Below are 21,248 nucleotides of genomic sequence, written 5' to 3'. Positions count from 1 at the left end.
GAGACATCCGGCTTTGCTTCTTTGCAATCGGCGTGCTTACACAGCCGCAGGTGCTTCCGTACGATTGGCCACCTTGAACGTCAGGCTGCCGTCCTTCGCAGCGTCAACCACAACGTGGTCGCCGTGCAGCACGCTGCCATCGAGGATCTTGATCGCCAGCTTGTCCTGCACCAGGCGTTGGATCGCTCTCTTCAGCGGACGCGCGCCGTAAGCACGGTCGTAGCCCGCCTTGAAGATCGCCTTCCTCGCCGCTTCGGTCAGCTCCAGCGTGATCCTGCGATCCGCCAGCAGCTTCTCCAGGTCCTTCAGCCGCAGGTCGACGATGTGCGTCAGCTCCTTGTCGTCCAGCGGATGGAAGACGACGATATCGTCAACGCGATTCAGGAACTCAGGACGGAACGTCTGCTTGAGAGCATCGATCACGCGCTCCTTCGCCTCTTCGAATCCCTCCTCACCCTGTGCCCACGCTGTCGTCAGCTTGTCGGCCCCGGTGTTCGACGTCATGATGAGCACCGTGTTCTTGAAGTCCACCGTGCGTCCCTTCGAATCGGTCAGGCGACCATCGTCCAGCACCTGCAGCAGCAGGTTGAAGACATCCGGATGCGCCTTCTCGATCTCATCAAACAGGATTACCGAGTACGGACGGCGACGAACAGCTTCCGTCAGCTGACCGCCTTCGTCGTAGCCCACATATCCTGGAGGCGCGCCGATCAATCGCGAGACCGCGTGCTTCTCCATGTACTCGCTCATGTCGATGCGCACCATCGCATGCTCGTCATCGAACAGGAACTCAGCAAGGGCGCGAGCTGTCTCGGTCTTACCCACGCCCGTCGGGCCGAGGAAGATGAACGAGCCAATCGGCCGCTTCGGATCGCTCAAGCCAGCGCGCGAACGACGAATCGCATTCGCCACCACTTGCAACGCGAGGTCCTGGCCGATCACACGATCACGCAGACGGTCCTCCATCTGCACCAGCTTTTCTGTCTCGCCTTCGAGCATCTTCGACACGGGAATACCGGTCCACTTGGAGACGATCGCCGCGACATCCTCCTCGTCGACCTCCTCCTTCAACATGCGCGAAGGCTTCTTGGAGACGCCTTTCTTCGCATCGGCCTTGTCCTCAGCAACAGCCTCTTCCTGCAGAGCGGTCAGCTCCTTCAGCTCGGCTTCCTTCTTCGGAATCTCGCCGTACTGCAGCTCGGCGGCGCGCTGCAGGTTCCCCTTGCGCGTCTCCTCCTGCATCTGGAAACGCAGCCCCTCAAGCTCTTCCTTGAGCTCAGCAATGCGGCCAATCGCACCGCGCTCCTTCTGCCAGCGAGCACGCAAGGCCGACGCCTGCTCCTTAATCTCAGCCAGCTCCTTCTCCACTTCCTCCAGCCGCTCCTGCGAGTTCGCGTCCTTCTCGCGGCTCAGCGCAGCCTTCTCAATCTCAAGCGACGTCGCGCGACGCTCCAGGTCGTCGATCTCCACCGGCACCGAGCCGATCTGAATCGCCAGCGCGGAAGCCGCCTCATCGACAAGATCAATCGCCTTGTCCGGCAGGAAGCGGTCGGAGATGTAGCGATGCGACAACGTCGCCGCCGCCACAATCGCCGAATCCTTGATGCGCACCTTGTGATGCGCCTCGTACTTCTCCTTCAGGCCACGCAGAATCGCAACCGTATCCTCCACGTTCGGCTCGCCGACGAAGACGATCTGGAAACGTCGCTCCAGTGCAGCATCTTTCTCGATGTACTTGCGATACTCGTTCAGTGTCGTCGCGCCAATCGCGCGCAACTCACCGCGAGCCAGCGCGGGCTTCAGCATGTTGCTGGCATCCATCGCGCCATCGGCTGCACCGGCACCGACAAGCGTATGTAGCTCATCGATGAACAATATAATCTCGCCGTTTGAGGCCTCGATGTCCTTCAGGAGAGCCTTCAGACGCTCCTCGAACTCGCCACGAAATTTTGCACCGGCCACCATGGCAGCCAGATCCAGCGCCACGACTCGCTTGTTTTTCAGAATCTCCGGGACATCGCCTTGCACGATTCTGCGTGCCAATCCTTCGACGATCGCTGTCTTACCAACACCCGGCTCGCCGATCAGCACGGGATTGTTTTTCGTCCGGCGCGAGAGCACCTGAATGACGCGGCGAATCTCCTCATCGCGCCCGATCACCGGGTCGAGCTTGCCCTTGCGCGCAAGCTCCGTCAGATCCTTCGCATACTTTTCCAGTGCCTGGAACTTGCCCTCAGGATTCTGGTCCGTCACGCGCTGCGATCCGCGCACCTCGGCCAGAGCCTTCAGGATTGCGTCATATGTTGCGCCGAACGAACTCAGCGCCGCCGACACGGCATCGCCCTTCTGCTTCGCCAATGCGAGCAGCAGATGCTCGGTCGAGACATACTCGTCCTTGAAGTTATCGGCCTCTTTGAACGCCTGCTCAAGGATCTTCTGTGTCGTTTGCGACAGCCCCGGCTGCGCGCCGCCCTGCACCTTCGGCAGCTTCGCGATAGCCGCATTCATATTGCTCAAAAGCTGCTGCACCGGCACACCGATCTTGTCGAGTACCGGAATCACTACGCCCTCTTTGTCCTCCAGCAATGCCGCCATCAGGTGCAGCGGCTGTACCTCAGGATTGCCGTTCTCCGCAGCCATCGATGCCGCGCCCTGAATGGCCTCCTGCGATTTCACCGTCAACTTTTCCCACTTAATTGCCATGCAATTCCCCCAAAACCTCTAATTTGGAGACCCGCCATCTCCAGAATCCTATTCCTCTTGAAAATCCAGAACCACCGCTTGAAGCTCGCGATTATTAGCTCATGTGCCAAAAGCGGGAGACAGGGTTCGTCTCCCGCCACGACATCATTCCGCACCACGGCGAGTGCAAGTCTTGTAGATCATTGAATTCAGATAGTTGGCCAGCCTTTACCAATTTTGGCTACAGTCATAAGACGCGTAATGTTATATAAAAGTTGCAAATAATCTTATACTGATACACTCATATTACTATCCGGTTAACTGTGTAACACGAATGGTCAATTACACCCGAGTTCGATCCGGGCTATCCTATTCACGAATCGAACCCTGATCGACCGGATCGATACCGGCCCAGCTGCCGGCCAGAAGCCCCGACCAAAAGATCGACCGGATTAACACTATTTTTTTCAATGGCTTAGATAATCAGCCACAGACTGACTTGGTTCTCTCCTTCCAATTTCTGCGCCGGACCCTAATGCCTGCACTGGTCGCCGTTGCCTTCATCGGCTGCGGCAATCCGCCTACGCGACCTGCGGCGAGTGCCCCTGTCACCACACCCACGGCTCCTGGCGGTTCGAACTCCACGACCACCGTCGGCACACTGTTTACCACCGCTCAAAGCACGGACGGAACATCACTTGGCGGCAAGCAATATATTGTCGGCGCCCACATCTATCTCTTCGCGGCGAATACCTCCGCCTGGGGCGGGAGCAGTATCTCGCTGCTGAACCCCGCGGGCTCTGGTGTCTCCGTGGACGCTACCGGGGCCTATGTCACCAGCTCCAGCACCGGGGCCTTTAGCTTCACCGGACTTTACAGCTGCACGCCCGGAGACCAGGTCTACGTTTACGCCTCGAATGGAAACCCCGGCAGCGGAGCCAATAACCCGGTTATCGGCATGTTTGCCGTCTTCGGCACCTGCCCGGCTTCGGGGAACTTTGCCGGTGCGATCTCGGCCTTCACGATTAATGAGGTCACCACGGTCTCCACAGCCTATGCGCTGGCCGGATTCATGTCAGATCCGACGCATGTCGCCTCTGGTCCTTCGGCCAACGCGAAGCGCGGGCTGGCCAACGCCTTCGCCGCCTATAACAATCTTGTCGATCTCGAAAGCGGCGTAGCAAAAGCCAATAACGACTCCGGCAACGGATTTATCCCGCAGGCCAAGATCAACGCCATCGCCAACCTTCTCGTGCCCTGCGTCAACTCCACCGGCAGCAATGCGGCCTGCGTCAGTCTCTTCTCGAACACACGGCCCTCCACCTCGGTTCCGGCTCCGTCCAACACGGCGCAGGCCGTGCTGAACATGGCGCATAACCCCGCGCTCAACGTGCCGGCGCTCTTTACGCTTGCTTCGGCGACCTCGCCGTATCAACCGACGCTCAGTGCAGCACCCAACGACTGGACGCTGTCGATCACCTTCTTCTCCGACAACATGCCCGGACCTTACTTCCCGGCCGTAGACTCGCAAGGCAATCTCTGGGTCCCTGGCTATGCTTCGGACAATATCACCAAGTTCGACCCGCTTGGCAACGTCGTCTATGCATGGAACGGTGGCGGTATCAAACAGCCCTTCGCCGTCGCCATCGATTCCCAGGACGATCCCTGGGTCGTCAACTTCATTCCGAATGCGGCGACCGTCTCGCGCTATGACAACAACGGCACGCCTCTTAGCTCCACGGCTTTTGCCTGCGCGGCGACGTGCTTCTTCCCGGCCTTCGACACGGCAGGCAATCTGTGGGTCTCCGGCACGGACCACACCAACGTCTTTAGCTCCTCGGGCTCCCAGACCTCCAGCTTCGCTACGGACGCCTATACTTCCGGCATTGCCATCGCATCGAATGGTTCGGCATGGACGCTGGGCCATGGCGGCTCGCTGTACCATCTGACGCCCTCTTCGGCACCCGCGAAATTCACGCAGTCACTCACGGCTGCCAGCGGAAACGACCTCACTCCCGTCGCTATCGATTCTTCCGACAACGTCTGGTTCGCCTCTGCCCGCAACAGCACGCTCGGCAAAGCCGATCCCAACGGCTCGTTGCTTTCGCCTGCATCCGGCTACACCGGCGGTGGGCTCAAAGGGCCGGCAGGCATCGCCATCGATGGGGCCAATCGCGTCTGGGTCGTCAATCGCGATGGCAACTCCATCTCGGAGTTCGCCTCGGACGGCACAGCGCTCTCGCCCTCCATCGGCTTGGGAACCGACAGCTATACGGCACAGGGAGTCAACGTCGGTATCAGCGGCCCGCGCGGCATCGCCATTGACCCCTCCGGCAATGTGTGGGTCTCGAACTTCACCTACAATTCCGTCACGGAGCTGGTTGGCGCAGCAACTCCCGTCGCAACTCCCATCAAGCCCACCAATCACGGTCAGCGCCCTTAGCGACGAAGGCTCCTTCTTGCGAAGCTGACTCGACCTTCCCGAACGTTGAGATTTCATTGGACGATGGCCGTCCGAGGAGGAAGTTTGTGAGCCAATATCGAAACGTAAAAATAAGCATGTGCACAGCGATTATTGCCGCCGTGATCTCGTGCTGTGCGCACGCACAAACCAAGGCAGGCGCGGTTCCGTATGGAGCGAATCCGGCAGCAGGACATTATCTGCACGCGGATGACGTCAATATCTACTACGAGACTTATGGGAACGGTGGAACTCCGCTCGTGCTGCTGCATGGCGGATTGTATGGATACATCGAAGAGTTCAATGAGCTGATCGGCGAATTGAGCAAGCATCGTCGCGTGATTGCGATCGCTACGCGCGGTCATGGCCGATCGGAGATAGGAGCAGAACCCTTCTCCTACGCGCTGCTTGCCAGGGATGCCTTCGCTGTTATCCGCCATGAGACAAATGGCAAGGTAGATGTGCTGGGATTCAGCGATGGCGCCGTAACATCCTACGAGCTCGCCAGTGGGCATCCGGAGCTGATACGGCGACTGGTGGCCATCGGTGGGCCTCGAAAGTTTGCCGATTGGACTCCCGGCGCGCAGAAGGAGTTCAAAGATGCCAAGGCCTCCGACGTGGAAAGGGATTCACCTGATTTTGTCTCTGCCCGGAAGAAGCTGATGCCTCAGCCAGAGCGATGGCTGGAGTTCGTCGATCGTGTGAACACTATGGAGTCGGGCCCCGTTTACGTGACCGATGCGCAGATTCAGTCGATCCAGGCTCCAACCCTGATCGTCGCAGGCGATCACGACCCATACAACCAGATCACGAAGATCGTAGAGCTATTCCAGCTATTGCCCAAAGGAGAGCTGGCAATCATTCCTGGCTGCGGCCATGTAGTACTTGCCTGCAAAGGAAACTTCACCATTACTGCCGCCGAGGACTTCCTCGATCGGCCGGAAAAGTGAACTTCGATACTTCAATTTCGGGGTGCTACTTCGTACCTTCGGGCAGCGTCCAGGCGAAGAGCACCCCACCACTGCCGGTCAGTACATACTGTCTGCCGTCGAGCTCGTAGGTTGTCGGCGAGGTTGAGATCATCGCGCCGGTGTTGGCATGCCACAGCGTCTTGCCGTCGGCAGTGTTCAGAGCCAACGCGTTGTCGTGAAAATCGCCGGTAAAAGTGATGCCCGAGTCGGTCGTCAAAATACCAGAGGTCGTGCTGACGCCTGTCTCATGCTCCCAACGAATCTTGCCAGTGCGATAGTCGATCGCCTTGAGGACGCCTTTCTCCCACACGCCATAGTCGGCTCCGGACCAGCCGTAGGTGCCATCGGCGGGCTTCGAAAAGTAGATGCTGTACGCCTCGCGCGCGGGAACGATGAGCAAGCCGGTCTTGGGGTCGAAGCTGGGCGAGCGGAAGTTGGTGGCTCCGCCCTCGTCAGGCGCAATGAGACGTCCGTCGGGAGCAGGATCTTTCGCGGGATTCGGAATCGGCCGGCCATCCTTGTCGAGACCGAGCGACCAGTTCACCGGACTATAGGGAGTTGTCAGCAGCGACTTGCCGTTCGTGCGATCAAGCACGACGAAATAGCCGTTGCGCGAGGCCTGGATCAGCATCTTTTTTTGCTGTCCCTGGAACGGCCCGTCGATCAGTACCGGAACCTCGGTGGCATCCCAATCGTGTGTGTCGTGCGGCGAGACGGAGAACGACCACGCAAGCTGGCCCGTGTCTGGGTTCAGCGCGACGATGCTACATGTGTTTGCCCCATCGCCGGGGCGCGTTACGGCGGTCAGCACAGGCGTCGGGTTGCCAGTACCCCAGTAGACAAGGTTCAGGTCGGGATCATAGGTCCCGGTCATCCACGTCATGCCGCCGGTGCGGTCGGCGGGAGTCGAATACCAAGTCCACTGCTCCTTGCCTGTCTCGGCATCGAAGGACTTCATGTAGCCGCGCAGATTGTCGAAGTCGCCCGAAACGCCAACCATCACATGATTGCCGACGACGAGCGGAGCCATCGATGTCCAGTATCCCTTCGCCACATCGCCGATCTCGACGCGCCAGCGCTCCTTGCCGGTCTTGGCATCGAGCGCGACCAGATGGCAATCGGGCGAGAGGAAGTAGATCGATCCTTTGTACGCCGCCACACCACGCTGCCCGATGTGCGATCCCTTGTTCGGCGGATACGTGTAGTGCCAAACCAGATGGCCCGAGCGCGCATCGACAGCAAAGACACTATCGGGCACAGAGAAATAAAGGATACCGTCGACGAGCAACGGCGAGGACTTCAGTTCCATTTGCGAGCGAGTCTGAAACGCCCATGCGAGCGTCAGCGAGCCGACATTCTTCGGCGTGATCTGCGTCAACTTGCTGTGCCGTTGGCCGGTGTAGTCACCGTGATAGGTCGGCCAGCTGTCAGCACCGGGATGCAGCAGCGTTGCCTGGTCCGGTAACTGTGCAACAGCAGCCGAAGCAGAGCCGAATGCCAGCGTCCAAACACAAACTTTGCTCTTCCATGTGTTCATCATGTGTTCTCTCTCGCTCGTTAGCGCAGCGTCTGCAGGTATGCCATCAGGTTGTGGATGTCCGCATCGGTGTAATGAGGAAACAGCTTGGCGTGTGCCTCGTGCGGAGCGTCGATGGTGTACTTGATCTTGTCCACCGGCCACGAACGATAGGTCCCGTCGGCCAACACAATGCCGAGAAAGAACTCGTCATGCAACTGGACGGTTCCACTAACCACCTGGCCTGAGGGCAGCGTTACCGTCGCCTTGCTCTTCGCATCGCGCGGATAGAGCATGTGCTGCTCAAGCTGCAGGCCCTGGTACTTCGTCGCAATGTGCGCGAGATCACCGGTGGCCGAGTGGCACTTCGCGCAGGTGCCTGCGCCTTCGAAGTACGCCTTGCCTTCAGCTACATTGCCCGTTTGCAGATCTTCGACGTTGACGCCACGGCGTCCGCCCTCGGCCTTCGCCTTGGCCTGCTGCGCGTGAATGAAGGCCGCAATGGCGTCCATCTCTGCGCTGGAAAGATCGAATGGAGGCATCTTGCCCGCACGGCCTGTTCGCACGACCTCACCGATCTTGTTGCCATTCACATCTTCAAGTACGAGCTTCGATCGTGTAAGGTCCGGGCCGGTTTCGCCGCCGCCGGCATCGCGTCCGTGGCAGAAAGAACACTTCTGCTGAAACTGCGAACTACCCTCGGCAATCTTTGCCAACATCTCCGGCGTTGCAGCAGGCGCAGCCTGCGCCGCGTGAACCTCGGCGCGCGGCGAAGAGACACTCTCACCTATCCACGCAGCCGCAGCGGCTACAGCCAGACCACCGCACAACAGCATCACTCTCCGCATCGTCGTCGTGCTCCCTTTATTTTCCATCCAATGTCAGCGCGTACAACGTATCGCCCGCACCAACGATTACATTTTGTTTGCCGTCGAGCACCCAGGTTGAAGGCCCATTGCTCATGCTGGAGTCCAGCTTCTCTGACCAGAGAATCTTTCCATTCGCGGAATCGAAGGCAGCCAGACGTCGCGAGTCGCCGGTAAACAGCAGACCGCCACCCGTTGTCAGAATGCCGCCCGACATACCGCCTTCCCCGCCGAGACCCTTCGCCGTATGCTTCCACTTTACGTCGCCGGTCTTCACATCGAGCGCAATCAACGACGACGCAGGATCGAACCAGCCGGAGCTGCCTCCGCCGTACCCCTGCGGATCGGACGAGGTGTCGTAGAGATACGCAACGCTGTAGCCTTCGCTTGCATTCACGTAGAAAAGTTGTGTCTGCGGACTGTAGCTTGGCGGAGGCCAGTTCGTCGCGCCTCCTGTTGCGATGTCTACCATCGAGCCGTCTACGTGAGGTTCTTTGCCGGGATCCGGAATCGGCTGGCCACGCTCGTCGATACCCTTCGCCCAGTTGGCTGTCTTCGTAAACGGCTTCGAGACCAGGTACTTGCCATTGGTGCGGTCGAGCACGAAAAAGTATCCGCAACGCGCGGCTTGAGCAAGGAGTTTGCGCGGCTTGCCGTCGATCTCCATGTCAAAGAGCACGGGCGTCTCGACATTGTCCCAGTCGTGCGTGTCGTGTGGCGAAGCCTGGAAGTACCATGCCAGCTTGCCGGTGTCGGGGTTCAACGCAACGATCGAGTCGGTATAAAGATTCGCGCCCTTGCGTCCCTGTCCGGCGAAGACCGGATTCGTGTTACCGGTGCCCCAGTAGATTAAATTCAGCTCAGGATCATATGTGCCAGGCAACCATGTCATACCGCCGCCATGATCCATTGCCGCCTGATTCGGCCAGGTCTCCGAACCGGGATCGCCCATCTTCAGCGGCTCCGCCCACCACTGCCACTGCAGCTCGCCCGTCTCGGGGTCGCGCGATTCGAGATAGCCGCGCACGTCCATCGCATCGCCGCCGATGCCGATAATGACGTGGTTCTTCACAATCACCGCGGCCATCGTCGTGAAGTACTGCAACTTCTCGTCGGCGACCTTCTTGCGCCAGCGCTCCTTGCCGGTTGCTGAGTCGAGCGAGATGAACCAGCCGTCGGGCGTAAGGAAGTAGATCCACTTGCCGTACATGCCTACGCCGCGCTGACCCAGCACGTGTCCACCGTGATCCTCAAAATCGAACCGCCACTTCTCCTTGCCAGTGCGCGCGTCGACGGCGAAGACGTGATCGGGAATCGTGAAGTAAAGCACGCCATCCACCATCAGTGGCGTCGATTTGATGACCAGCGGGCCCGAACCACGCAGCGGAGGGATACCGGTGATCTTGTATTTCCACTTCGTCTTCAACTGCGCGATGTTCTTCTGGTTGATCTGCGTGATCTCGCTGAACCGACGGCCCGAATAATCGCCGTGATACGTCGGCCACACATCGGCAGGCTGATGAAAGAGTGTCAGCGTCTTCGGGTCTAAGGTCTGCGCGGCCAGACTCTGCACGGCCAGTGCTGGGGCCGAGAGCAGGGCGGCAAGTGCAAGCGATCGAAGTCGAGTCAGCTTCATTTCAGTGTCAGCAGATAACGGGTAAGGTTGTGCAGATCGTCGTCGGAATACTTCGGCAGGAGAGCGCGATGACCGGCAAGCTTGTCGGAGATATCCACATTGACGGTATCGGTCGCCCAGGTGGTTGTTTTACCGTCGCCTGCCTTCAGCGTCGTCTCAAAGTCGTCGTAGTGCGCGAGCGTTCCTGTTAATTTTTGGCCATCGGGCGTCGTTACCGTCGCCTGACGAGGAGCCATGCGGCTTGTGGGCCATGCGATGCGCGCCAGCATCGCCGCGGGCTGCGGATACTTTGTCGCAATGTGTGCGAGGTCGCCCGTCGTCGAATGGCAGTTCGCGCAGTTGGCCGCGAAGAACGACTTGCCCTTCTCCGCATCGCCGCTCGACATCGTATCGGCATTTTTATAGAGGCCGCGGTTCGCCGCCTGCTCGATCTCCCAATGCAGATACTCGGCAATGTCGCGGCGATCTGTCGCCGACAGACTGGGGAAGGGTGGCATGCTGGTTCCCGCTCGCCCTTTTTCAATAACGCGGCTGATCTCTTCGTCTGAATCGTCGTGCAGCACCAACACCGAGCGCACCAGATTTGGACCTATTCCGCCGCGTGCACTTTCACCATGGCAGGCCGAGCAGTTCTGCTTGTACAGAGGGCCGCCGCGTTTGGCCGCCGCCGCGTCCGGCTCGCGGCCCAGACCAAGAAAGACATGCGAACGGTTGGTCGACGGGGCTTGCGTATCGCGTTGCAGGTTAGGCTCCTGCATATGGGCCGAGACCGGCTTCGCATGAACGCCAAGCGAGACGATCGTGGCACAGAGAAGGCTTGCTGCCGACAGCAGAATCGCTGGAGTCTTCGACATTCCCGGTATCGTCAGCCCCTTTGCCTGAAAACTTTCTGAAACGCCAGCGCCTGAATCGGAGACACCTGCGATTGGTCAGACAAGTATATAGTCCAGTTGCAACCGCTGGCACTTACGAATTCAACCCATACTCACATATGGCCCAAAGCTGCTCATCACGCGGTTGGACTCGTCGGCATTGCTCACTACGGCGATTCTGAAGCGCTCGCCGCCTTCTTCGACACGCACCACTACATGACCGTTTGAGCTTTTGAAATCCGCTGTACGTTTGTTCGTAATCTTCAGCTCCGGCTTCAGAGCCGTTGCGAACACATCGCGCTCGCCGGGATAAATCGACTTGCTATAGACACCGGCCAGCGTATTCACCGTTGGATGCGCGGAATCCCACGCCATGATCACCAGGGCTCTCGGCCGCAGCGTGCGCAGATAGCCCGGGCCGTCCGCATCGAAGTAGCCATGATGGTTCATCACCGCCACACTTACCGGTCCGCACATTTGTGCTGTTGGCGTCTCCACATCACGCCACGGATCACTGCCGTAGTTCGTACCTGAAGGCAGGTCGCCACCGGTGTAGTAGGCGAATTTGCCGTAACGCACCCGGATCGCGCAGGAGCAGCAGTTCTCCGAGGGCAGGTCTGCAGCCTTCATTCCAGCAACGTCAGGAAACAGCTTCTTCGTCGACGAGCCTTCTCCCGTCCATATTTCGCCGTTCGCAATCAGATTGCGTATCTCGAAGTTCTTGTAACTTCCGGCACGTTGCATCAGTCCGAACTGCGTATTCGATCCCGGCTTGAATCGCTCTACCGTGCGACCTGCCTTTACCTGCGCAGCAAGAAATGCGCGGTAGTTCTTCACAAACGGAGCATCAACAGGAGCGGGATAGTTGTAGTCCGGCCAGCCACGATCGACAAACCGGCGTATAGGCACCAGTGCCGCCACATCGGTGATTCCCGTCAGCTTGTAGCCGCCACCCGGAGCGTCGGGGCACTCTGGCGTCAGTTCTCCCAAATGATCGTCATGCAGATGCGTGTTCATAAACGCATCCACGCCATTGAGTCCCGCCGCTTTCAACTGTCGCTGGATGTAACGGCCGATCCACTCGCCCGGACGCCGTGAGCCATCCGGTTTCGGATCGATCACATACGGCGTATTTCTGTTCAACGCGCCTGCGTCGATCAGCATGGTCGTGCCGTCCGGCATCACCATCAACGCTGAGTTTCCACGTCCGGTCGAAATGTGATGGATGTCCAACATCCCCGGCTTCCACGGCGACAGCACATCGCCTTTACCTTCAGCCAGCAGGGAGGAGTTTCTCCAGCCATCAAGCGCTATCAGCGAAGCCGCGCCATTCATCAGAAATCTGCGTCGTGTCTGCATGCAAACCATTATCCACGCAGAGAGTGAAGTCTTTTCAATGGCTCGTCGCAGCTGCGCCTACAAACGAATCCGCACAGCCGTAGTAAAGCCACCATTTGCCCTTGAAGCGCACCAGTCCTTCGGCGAAGGTTGTGCCCGCTGCGTACTGGCCACTTTGCTCGAAGGGGCGCTCGGGCTTGAAGACCGGCTGCTCAGTGCGTCCCAGCAACTTCGTAGGATCGGCCGTGCTGAACACTGCCTCCTCCACACTGTACGCACCAGCGGCCAGCGATTTATCGCGTGTCTCGTCGGTTGCGTTCTTCGCGTTATACAGCATCACAATGCCGTGTTCCGTCAGGACAGGAGGCGGCCCAGTCTCGGGAAAGCCGCTATCCGGCAGGCCCGGTCGTGCCTCCAGCAGGACAACCGGCTTGCCGCTCTCATCTTCCACTGGAGTCCAGTGGACCAGGTCCTTTGACGTCGCAAGCCCGACTTTGATCTCGCCCCAGTACATCCAGTAGCTGCCGTTAATCTTTGCTGCGACCAGCCGCTCGCCTACGTGGCGGGTCACAATCCCTGCAGACTTATAGAGCAGCGAATCGTACTTGCCATCCTTCACGCCTGCGAACGCCGGACCGTATTTAGTCCAGTGGATGAGGTCTCTTGATCTTGCAATGCCAACGGTGTAGGCGTTCCGCTTGCGTGACCACTGCGTGTAGGTCATCACGTAGATGCCGTCCTCACCTTCGACGATGCGGGGGTCTTCGACTCCACCCGGCTGCTCGCGGTCAGCCTGTGCATCGTTCGCGGGATAAAAGACCGGCGTGGCGCGGCGCTCGAAATGGACGCCGTCCTCGCTGACGGCCAAGCCCAGCCGCGAGACGTGCATGCCGATCTGCATCTCGCCGGAGTCATCTTCGGCGCGGTAGAGCACGTGCACCTTGCCGTCGCGCACGACGGCCGCAGGGTTGAACGTATGCAGTGCCTCCCAGTGGACAGGCATTCCGTTGACCGGATCGTTGAACACCGACTCCTTTCGCGGAGTGATTACCGGCGCGTCCGAGGCCCGCATCCATGGACCGATCACCCAGTCCTGCTTCGTCTGTGCACCGGCAACACCGCTGGCCAAAGTCAGCACAAAGCAGATCCCAGCCCATCCCCTCATCAAAAACCCTCCATGACGCACTGAATGCCCTCATTTCATTAGATCGCACAGACCACTTTTTCGTCATACCAGCTACCGACGGATACCCTTTCGGGTTGCCTGGTCGGCAATAAATTTCTTCTTCAGAGAACGACATAAAAGTAAACGCGCCTTTCGCGATGCCATCCCGTAGAATCTCGGGTTAGCAAACTCAGGCGTTTATGGAACTACTCACAAAGGAACGTATGAGCACCCACCAAGCAACGACTTCCCCAAGCTTCCTATGCAGAACTTTCGTCCGCACGCTGACCCTCGCAACCCTTGCGCTTTTCGTCGCCACCGCCGCTCACGCGCAGGAGGAAGGCGATCCGCCGGAGCGCGTCGCGCGTCTTAGCTATCTCGCAGGCAACGTTTCGCTTGAGCCTGCGGGCGTGTCCGACTTCAGCCAGGCCGAGGCCAACTATCCGCTCACCAACGGCGACCGCATCTACGTCGATAACACCAGCCGCGCCGAGCTGCAGAGCGCCGGACTCGCGGTTCGCATGGCCGATGGCGCCGACCTCACTCTGACCTCGCTCACCGATCAGTTTGCCCAGCTTGGCCTCGCTCAGGGCAGCATCCACGTCCGCTCGTGGAGCCTACCCTCTGGCGGCGGTGTTGAGATCGACACCCCGAACGGCACGATCACCGTGACCCAACCCGGCGACATCCGCATCGACAGCTACCCGCAGGACGATACCACGCTCGTCACCGTCAACTCCGGCCAGGTCGAGGTCACCGGTCCAAGCCTCTCCGAGTACGTCTCCAGCGGACAGGCGCTGAAGCTTACGGGATCGAACCCGATCTACGCGCAACCGGTCCAGCTCTATCCGCCGGATGACTTCGACAGCTTCGACCGTCAGCGCGACCAGATTGAGCAGGCCGCCCGATCTGCGCAACAGCAGTACGTCAACCCCGACATGATCGGCTACAGCGACCTCAACCAATATGGCGAGTGGGCTCCCGAACCCGAATATGGAGCTGTCTGGTATCCGCGCGGTGTCGTTGCCGGTTGGACTCCGTATCACTACGGCCACTGGGCGTGGATCGCTCCCTGGGGATGGACATGGGTTGAGTCCGAGCCCTGGGGCTTCGCTCCCTTCCACTATGGCCGCTGGGCCGTCTTCAACGGACGCTGGGGCTGGATTCCCGGACCACCCATCGTGCGCCCCGTCTACTCGCCTGCGCTTGTTGCGTTCGTCGGTGGATCGGGCTTTTCAATCAGCGTCAACATCGGTGGAGGCGGAGGCATCGCTGCATGGTTCCCGCTCGGCCCACGTGAACCCTACATCCCCTGGTATCACGCCAGCACGGCCTACGTAAACCGGGTCAATGTCACCAATATCTACAACCGCAATGTCACCGAGGTGCGCAACGTCTATATCAATAAGACGACAAACATCTACGTCAACAAGACCACAATCAACAACATCACTTACGTGAACCGCAACGTGGCGACCACGGCCGTTCCGCAACACGCCTTCGCCGCAGGACGCCCTGTTGCGCAATCCGCCGTTCGTGTCGACCAGCGTCAGCTTGCGCAGGCACAGATCATCCAGCATCCGATGGTCACGCCTGCCAAAGCTATCATGGCGCCGGCTCCCGCACGCGCTGTACCAGTCAACGTGCAGAGGCCCATGTTGCAGACGCGCAGCGGATTAGCGCAGGCCGTGCCGGGAGCGCACGCAACGCCCGTCCCGGTGCATCCGCTAACGCCGCAGCAACAGCACGAGCCTGCACGGCCAACCGCGCAGGTCCCGCAGCAGGCACGACAGCAGGTTGAGAACCGCACGCAGACACCTGAGGTGCAGCAGCCTCGTCCAGAAGTGCAGCAGCAACCGGCACGCGAGATTCCTCATCCCGCACAACAACAGCAACGTCCCGAACAGCAACGTCCTGCACCCGCTCCAGTAGCTGCCCAACGTCCTGCCCCGCAACAGCGGCCTGCGGAACAGGCACGCCCACTTGTAAACCGCAGCGAGCCACCGGCTCCACAACCCAACTTTGAGCAGCAGCGGCAGGCCATCGAGCGCAACGACCCCGGACGTCCTCTCGGCCCGCATCAGGTTGAGAACATTCGCAACGGACGCCCCGCCGGTCCTGCGCAGCAGCCCGAAGTTATCGGGCATGCACAACCACACGCGGCTCCCGAACGCTCGGCTCCTCCTGCACGGGAACCGCATCGCTAAAAACACGACATGCGGAGGCAGAATAGCAGCCTCCGCATGTCGTGAAGATTCAATTGCGCTGTGCTAGCCTGAGACCCATGCGCGAGGTCACTGTCTTCGTCGGCGGCTCGATCGGCTCTGACCCATACTCTCCTCGAACATGGTCCGGCTCCTCGGTCCATCTACTGAAGGCGATGGCCAAGGCTGAGCTGCTCCACGCAGCTGTCGGCATCCACCTGCCGAAGTTGAGCCACTACGCAACCCTGGCCAAAAACTTCAACACAAATCGCAGTGTCTGGCGGAAGCACTTTTACTTCGATCCATCCTATCGTCGAGCTCTTACCGAAGCTGCGGCCAGAATTCCCGTCGAGAGTCCCGTGCTGATGCAGATCGGCCACATGTTCTCGCTGCCGAAGGCCTTTCCTACACACAAATGCATCTCCTATCACGATGGCAACCTGGCCGAGATGATCTCGAGCGGCTTCGGCATCGACGGCGTTTCGAATATGCGCATCGAGCAAGCCCTCGAGTACGAGCACGAAGCGGCGCGCTCCATGACTGCCGTCTTCACCTTCAGCGAGTACCTGCGGCAATCTTTCATCCATGCCTATGGCGTACCTGAGAATCGTGTCTTCAATGTCGGTGGTGGCATCAATCTCGACGACCCACCCGCACCCGACCCCGCGAAGACCTACACGGCACCGCGTATTCTTTTTATCGGCACCGAGTTTCTCCGCAAAGGCGGCCAGCAGCTTCTTGAAGCCTTCCGCATCGTCCGCGAACAGATTCCCGCAGCGGAGCTGCATATCGCAGGCCCCACACACGTCGACAATCTACCAGCGGGCGCGACGCTGCACGGACATCTCTCCAAATCCGATCCCACACAGAAGCAGAAGCTCGAACAACTCTTCCGCTCCGCCAGTATTTTTACGCTGCCGTCCCTCTACGAGCCCTTCGGCATCGCCCCGCTCGAAGCCATGCTCTATCAACTTCCCTGCGTCCTCACCAACGACTGGGCGCTCAAGGAATTTGTTACTCCCGGCGTCAACGGCGAACTGGTTGCCAAAGACTCCATCGAAGATCTCGCCGAAAAAATCACCATGCTGCTCTCTCAGCCCGACCGCCTCGCAACGATGGGCCGTAACGCGCGCGAAACCGTGCTCAACCGCTATACCTGGCCTGCGGTTGCGGGACGGATGGCTGAGATTATTTCCACCCTTTGAAGCAGCAATCCCTCGCACCCCGCAGAAATTCGCATCTCAAAAAACAGGAAACCAGGAATTAAGGAGAGGACTCTTCATGGAGATCAAACGCAATGGCTCGCAGGCTTCAGCCAAAGGGCCAGCGGACTGGTTCACGGGAACAGTGCGCATCGATCCACTTTTTCAGACCTCTGATCCTGCACGCGCTCAGGGAGCCAGCGTTACCTTCGAACCTGGCGCACGCACAGCATGGCACACGCATCCGCTTGGCCAGACGCTCATCGTTCTCTCCGGCGCAGGCCGTGTGCAGCGATGGGGAGGACACGTCGAAGAGATCCGGCCTGGCGACGTCGTCTGGTTCTCGCCCGGCGAAAAACACTGGCACGGAGCATCGCCAACCACTGCCATGACGCACATTGCCGTACAGGAAGCGCTCGAAGGCAAGGTCGTTGACTGGATGGAGCATGTCACCGACGCACAGTATCGCGGCTAATATGATGCATTGCAAAAAGAGCGGAGGCTTCGGCCTCCGCTCTTTTTGCTGCATGAATACCGACTACGCTGCATTGCCGAACGCGGCCTGCTGCCGCCGCGAGAAACCGACCAGCACCAATGCCGCAAGACCTGTACCGAGCAGTACGTAGGTTCCCGGCTCCGGGACAGGGCTCGTCGCGTTGATTGTGAAGTTCACTGTCGCCAGCGTGTCGAAGGACGAAGGGTCGAGTCCGCCCAGGATCGAGAACGTTCCCGTATAAACACCGGGAGCGATTACCGTCGGCAGCGTCACGGTGAAAAGCGATCCCGTAAAGCTGTCGCCGCCTGACATCGACAGCGGGAAGTTGATCAGGAAGTCCGTGTCGTCGAGCGTCAGCGGAACATCCAGGTGATTCACGTTATCGCCGTTCAGATACACAGCACCCAGCTTGTCGCTGATTGCAACCGCCGTCGCATCGAACGTCAGCGTGCTGCCAGCCACCCCGCTCTGCACCGGGTTGCTCAGGGTCAGGTTGATCGTATCTGCCGAGGCCAGCGGCACGAACAGGAACGCCGCCACAACAAACATCCAAATCGAAAGGGCCGTTTTCTTCATCATGAGTTTCTTCCTTTTCTCTAATAAATTTCTTTGTTTCGTTAGGGCAGAACTACGCGGAAGGTGCCGCTGAAGGTGCCGCCTGCATAGGTTCCCCCGAGCTTCTCAACTGCGGCTGCGCCAGAGTTGCCGGCCGATGCGGGGAAAAGGACGGTCACGGTCGTTGAAGCCCCGGGCTGCACATCTCCCAACGCAACAGGCAGCGGAGAAGCAGTTGCCGAACCCAGCGTTGCTGTCGTCAACGAGACCGATTGTGCTGTGCCGGTGCCTGTGTTCTTCACCGTCACCGTCGCCTGATATCCGCCGTCAATCTTGCTCAACACGGCCGACGTTGCCAGTTGTACTGTGCCTGCCACCGGAGGAACCGTGAAGTAGGCCACCGCCGGATCGTGGTCGCTGATGCGCGACGGAAGCGAAGCATCGTTCAGGTTCACCAGTGGAAAGTCCGCATCGATGTGCGCATAGACAAGCCGTGTGTTGCTCGGCACCAGATCGCTGGTGACCACAACGTGGTCAAGCACCTGCGCGCTGCCGGTCTCCACGTAGCTCTGACGCTGATCTGCCGGAAGCAGCGTGACTAGATCAACCAGAGCGGGATTCGCCAGCCCAGCCACCGGAGGCGTCACCACCTGCGATGCCGGAACCGGATTGCCCTTGGTGACACCAAGCACATCGACGAAGCCGTCGGAGAACTCGAAGCCGTTGTAGTCGCCGACAGTGATCACGTGTTCGCCCGCCGCCTGATAACCCTGAATCAGCTTGGCCAGATACTCGGCCTGCGCCTCGCGCTTCAGGCGAACCGTTGCGCCGGTAGAAGTCGGATCATCGACGTTGATCAGCGAGCGCTGATGCACATCGATCACCGTGATCGGATAATCAGGTGCCGTGCCTCCACGTTTCACACCGAGGTGCAGTACCAGTGGTGTGCGGTCGTTGAGGATTGCCTGGCTGCCGGTCGAGTTGGTGAACGTCGTTGTCAAGCCAAACTGCTCTGCCCGGACCGTGCTCACGCGCGTCGATTTCACCAAGGCGCCGGTGTTGATGGCACTGATGTCGTTGCCGAGGAAAAGGTATGGAACATAATGCGGATCAGTCTGGCCCGCTGCAACGGCATCTGTACTGATCTTGTTGGCAAGATCGGTCAGCACCGCCAGGTTTTCAATTTCCTGCATGCCGATCACGTCCGGCGTGTTGAGGATGTTACGGATAGCAAGCGACGCCTTGTTCAGCCTGCGCTGATAAGCCTCGGTCGTCACCACAACAGCCGAGCTTCCCGGATTGTCCTGGTCGGAGACGTCGTTGTAGAAGCGCTCCATGTTAAAGCTGGCAACGGTGAACTCGTTGCCAGCCTGAACCGGGATCGGTGCCGGTGCCATACCGCCGGTGATTGTCGGATGGTTCGTCGCATCGAGGATGATCTCCGGATAACCGAAGGAGAAGTCCATGACGCCCGACAGTCCCGTTAGCTGAGTATTGCTCGTCAGGTTGATCGCAGATCCACCGAAGGTCTTCGAATCGATATAAAGCAGCTCGGGGTTCGAGTCCCAGATGGGAACGCCGGCGGGCAGCGGGCCGTAGGCCGTGTCCGTGATGGCGACGCCAGGCTCGCGGAAGGGACGAGGAACGCCCGTCACTACGCCGTAGAAGCGCCCGTTCGAGATGTTCGTCTCGGTCGATTCGGTGAGCGAAGCATCTGTTCCGCTGGTCGTCGTCAGCGAATCAATCGCGACGCGCATGCCTTCGAACTTCGCGAACTGATAGATGCCGCCCGAGGGCGAATCCATCGCCTGCGTAATTGTCACCGCAGGAGGAAGCGCATTGCCATTCGAGAGCAGAGCAAAGGTCTGCGGTCCATCGATCTCCGTTCCGGGAGTCAGCGAAGTCGTCGGATACGTCGACACCTTACCCGAGACCTGCACCTCATTGCCGATGGCGATATAGGAGGGCTTCGCCGTCGATCCCGTATAGATCAAGATGCCCTGCGGCGTCGACGCCGTCGTACTCGCGTCCTTCGCCTCGATATAGAAGCCGTTCGACTTCACACCGACCACGATGCCGCTGGTTGTCACCGATTGCCCGGCATAGGGTGAAGGCTTCGCCGACTGGATCTGCTGGATCGAAACCGTCTGCGGCGGTGTTACAACCGTGAGCGCGATGCTCGTCGATGCTGTGCGCAGCTCGGAGTCCGTCGCTGTGATCGGCAGCGAGAAGGTTCCCGTCACCGTCGGCGTCGCCGAATAGGAGTAGATATTATCGCCCGCTGTCACATCGCCATTGGTACCGTCATCGACCAGAGGCTGCGTCGAGGAGCCGCCGATGGCGCTCAGATCGGCCTTCACCACAATGCCCGTGCTCGCAGGATTCGTTCCCGGAGTCACCGTGACCGTCAGGAGCGTTGGACTGCCCTGGTTCACCGTCGAAGGCGTCGCCAGTCCGGCAGCCTTGATCGGACCAGAGCCGATCGGATTGCACGGCGCCAGCATCGAGGCCGTATTGTGCGGTACAGGAGCTGCAGCGGAAAAATCCGTCCCGTTGTTCTGGTTATCGACACACGCATTCGTACGAACCGCTGCCGTTGTGTTCGACAACAGAGGCCCCGGCGTGCCGAAGTAGCAGCTCGGGCCGCTTGCGCCACCAAAGCCGAGATAGTCGACCACACCGTTCGCGGCAGTCGGGCATCCTGCAGAACCGGTCAGCGCGTTGGTCGAACTGACCAGCGCGACCTTGCCCGCCGTCGCGCTCAGGTTGAGTGTGCCAGTCACGTCAGGCGTGGGCAGGTTCGTCGTGCCAGCAGAACCGGCCGACTCCTGAATCAGAAAGTATTGCCCAGGCTGGAGCGTGACCGACGCCGGAAGCGCCGTCACCGAATAGGTGCTGCCGGTGGAACTGGCATATTGCACGCTGTAGCCGTTCAGCGTCTGGGGAGTCGTCGTCGGGTTGAACAACTCGATGAAGTCGTTCTTATAGGTTGCGCCTGAGTTGCCGCCACCGCCGTAAACCTGCGAGATCACGACGTGGGTTGGAGTCTGTGCCGCGCTCGGAAGAAGACCGATCCCTAGAAGGGCAAAGGCCAAGCACATCAACCGCGTACCACCAAAGTTGTATGGGAACATGCCGAAATCGTACCGGAGCCCACCCTAAAGTCACGATAAAAAATCAGCTAATTTACTGATCTGCAACATGTTGAAAGAATTTTCGCATTTGACCACCAACGCCTTTTCTTTGAGATCTTTGCGTCCTGCCCCTCAAAAACAACCTGGGTT

At 59.4% G+C, this 21,248-nt stretch carries 14 protein-coding genes; 5 read left to right on the top strand and 9 right to left on the bottom strand.

The features are described 5' to 3' along the window. Positions 1 to 36: 36 nt before the first annotated feature. Positions 37 to 2,703: an ATP-dependent chaperone ClpB gene (gene clpB, locus KFE13_RS10935; RefSeq protein WP_260703158.1), complete on the bottom strand. Its 2,667-nt coding sequence runs from the start codon at positions 2,701 to 2,703 to the stop codon at positions 37 to 39. A gap of 514 nt (positions 2,704 to 3,217) precedes the next feature. Here clpB and KFE13_RS10930 point away from each other — a divergent pair. Both KFE13_RS10930 and KFE13_RS10925 read left to right on the top strand, forming a co-directional pair. Then, entirely contained in the window at positions 3,218 to 5,125 is a 1,908-nt protein-coding gene (locus tag KFE13_RS10930) for a Vgb family protein (protein WP_260703157.1), read from the top strand. A gap of 86 nt (positions 5,126 to 5,211) precedes the next feature. Further along, positions 5,212 to 6,093: an alpha/beta fold hydrolase gene (locus KFE13_RS10925; protein WP_260703156.1), complete on the top strand. Its 882-nt coding sequence runs from the start codon at positions 5,212 to 5,214 to the stop codon at positions 6,091 to 6,093. 25 nt (positions 6,094 to 6,118) lie between these two features. Here the strand turns inward: KFE13_RS10925 and KFE13_RS10920 are convergent, their stop codons facing one another. The 6 genes from KFE13_RS10920 to KFE13_RS10895 form a co-directional block, all read right to left on the bottom strand. Continuing rightward, positions 6,119 to 7,654, bottom strand: coding sequence for an acido-empty-quinoprotein group A (locus tag KFE13_RS10920; protein ID WP_260703155.1), 1,536 nt, complete (start codon positions 7,652 to 7,654; stop codon positions 6,119 to 6,121). A gap of 17 nt (positions 7,655 to 7,671) precedes the next feature. Then, entirely contained in the window at positions 7,672 to 8,478 is an 807-nt protein-coding gene (locus tag KFE13_RS10915; RefSeq protein ID WP_260703154.1) for a c-type cytochrome, read from the bottom strand. 16 nt (positions 8,479 to 8,494) lie between these two features. After that, complete coding sequence (locus KFE13_RS10910) at positions 8,495 to 10,132, bottom strand: acido-empty-quinoprotein group A (RefSeq protein ID WP_260703153.1); 1,638 nt, start codon at positions 10,130 to 10,132, stop codon at positions 8,495 to 8,497. Then, complete coding sequence (locus tag KFE13_RS10905) at positions 10,129 to 10,986, bottom strand: c-type cytochrome (RefSeq protein ID WP_260703152.1); 858 nt, start codon at positions 10,984 to 10,986, stop codon at positions 10,129 to 10,131. Before KFE13_RS10905 ends, KFE13_RS10910 begins: the two co-directional genes overlap by 4 nt. Positions 10,987 to 11,106: 120 nt before the next feature. After that, positions 11,107 to 12,363 carry a ComEC/Rec2 family competence protein gene (locus tag KFE13_RS10900; protein WP_260703151.1) on the bottom strand — a complete coding sequence of 419 codons (1,257 nt, stop codon included), beginning with the start codon at positions 12,361 to 12,363 and terminating at the stop codon, positions 11,107 to 11,109. A 34-nt stretch (positions 12,364 to 12,397) separates the two neighbouring features. After that, complete coding sequence (locus tag KFE13_RS10895) at positions 12,398 to 13,507, bottom strand: glycoside hydrolase family 130 protein (protein ID WP_260703150.1); 1,110 nt, start codon at positions 13,505 to 13,507, stop codon at positions 12,398 to 12,400. A 224-nt stretch (positions 13,508 to 13,731) separates the two neighbouring features. Here KFE13_RS10895 and KFE13_RS10890 point away from each other — a divergent pair, with 224 nt between their 5' ends. The 3 genes from KFE13_RS10890 to KFE13_RS10880 all read left to right on the top strand — a co-directional run bounded on the left by KFE13_RS10890 (position 13,732) and on the right by KFE13_RS10880 (position 17,388). Next, a complete protein-coding gene (locus tag KFE13_RS10890) occupies positions 13,732 to 15,714 on the top strand; it encodes a DUF6600 domain-containing protein (RefSeq protein ID WP_260703149.1) in 1,983 nt (660 codons plus the stop codon). A 77-nt stretch (positions 15,715 to 15,791) separates the two neighbouring features. Further along, positions 15,792 to 16,916: a glycosyltransferase family 4 protein gene (locus KFE13_RS10885; RefSeq protein ID WP_260703148.1), complete on the top strand. Its 1,125-nt coding sequence runs from the start codon at positions 15,792 to 15,794 to the stop codon at positions 16,914 to 16,916. 76 nt (positions 16,917 to 16,992) lie between these two features. Further along, entirely contained in the window at positions 16,993 to 17,388 is a 396-nt protein-coding gene (locus tag KFE13_RS10880) for a (R)-mandelonitrile lyase (protein ID WP_260703147.1), read from the top strand. Positions 17,389 to 17,451: 63 nt separating this feature from the next. Here the strand turns inward: KFE13_RS10880 and KFE13_RS10875 are convergent, their stop codons facing one another. Both KFE13_RS10875 and KFE13_RS10870 read right to left on the bottom strand, forming a co-directional pair. Further along, complete coding sequence (locus KFE13_RS10875) at positions 17,452 to 17,988, bottom strand: PEP-CTERM sorting domain-containing protein (protein ID WP_260703146.1); 537 nt, start codon at positions 17,986 to 17,988, stop codon at positions 17,452 to 17,454. 38 nt (positions 17,989 to 18,026) lie between these two features. Beyond that, positions 18,027 to 21,059, bottom strand: a complete 3,033-nt coding sequence (locus KFE13_RS10870; protein ID WP_260703145.1) for a lamin tail domain-containing protein — start codon at positions 21,057 to 21,059, stop codon at positions 18,027 to 18,029. Positions 21,060 to 21,248 lie beyond the last annotated feature (189 nt).

Origin of the sequence: Edaphobacter flagellatus (assembly GCF_025264665.1) — a bacterium.
GTDB lineage: Bacteria > Acidobacteriota > Terriglobia > Terriglobales > Acidobacteriaceae > Edaphobacter > Edaphobacter flagellatus.
The sequence above is the reverse complement of the archived record's forward strand: the minus strand, read 5'-3'. Positions and strand labels throughout refer to the sequence as shown.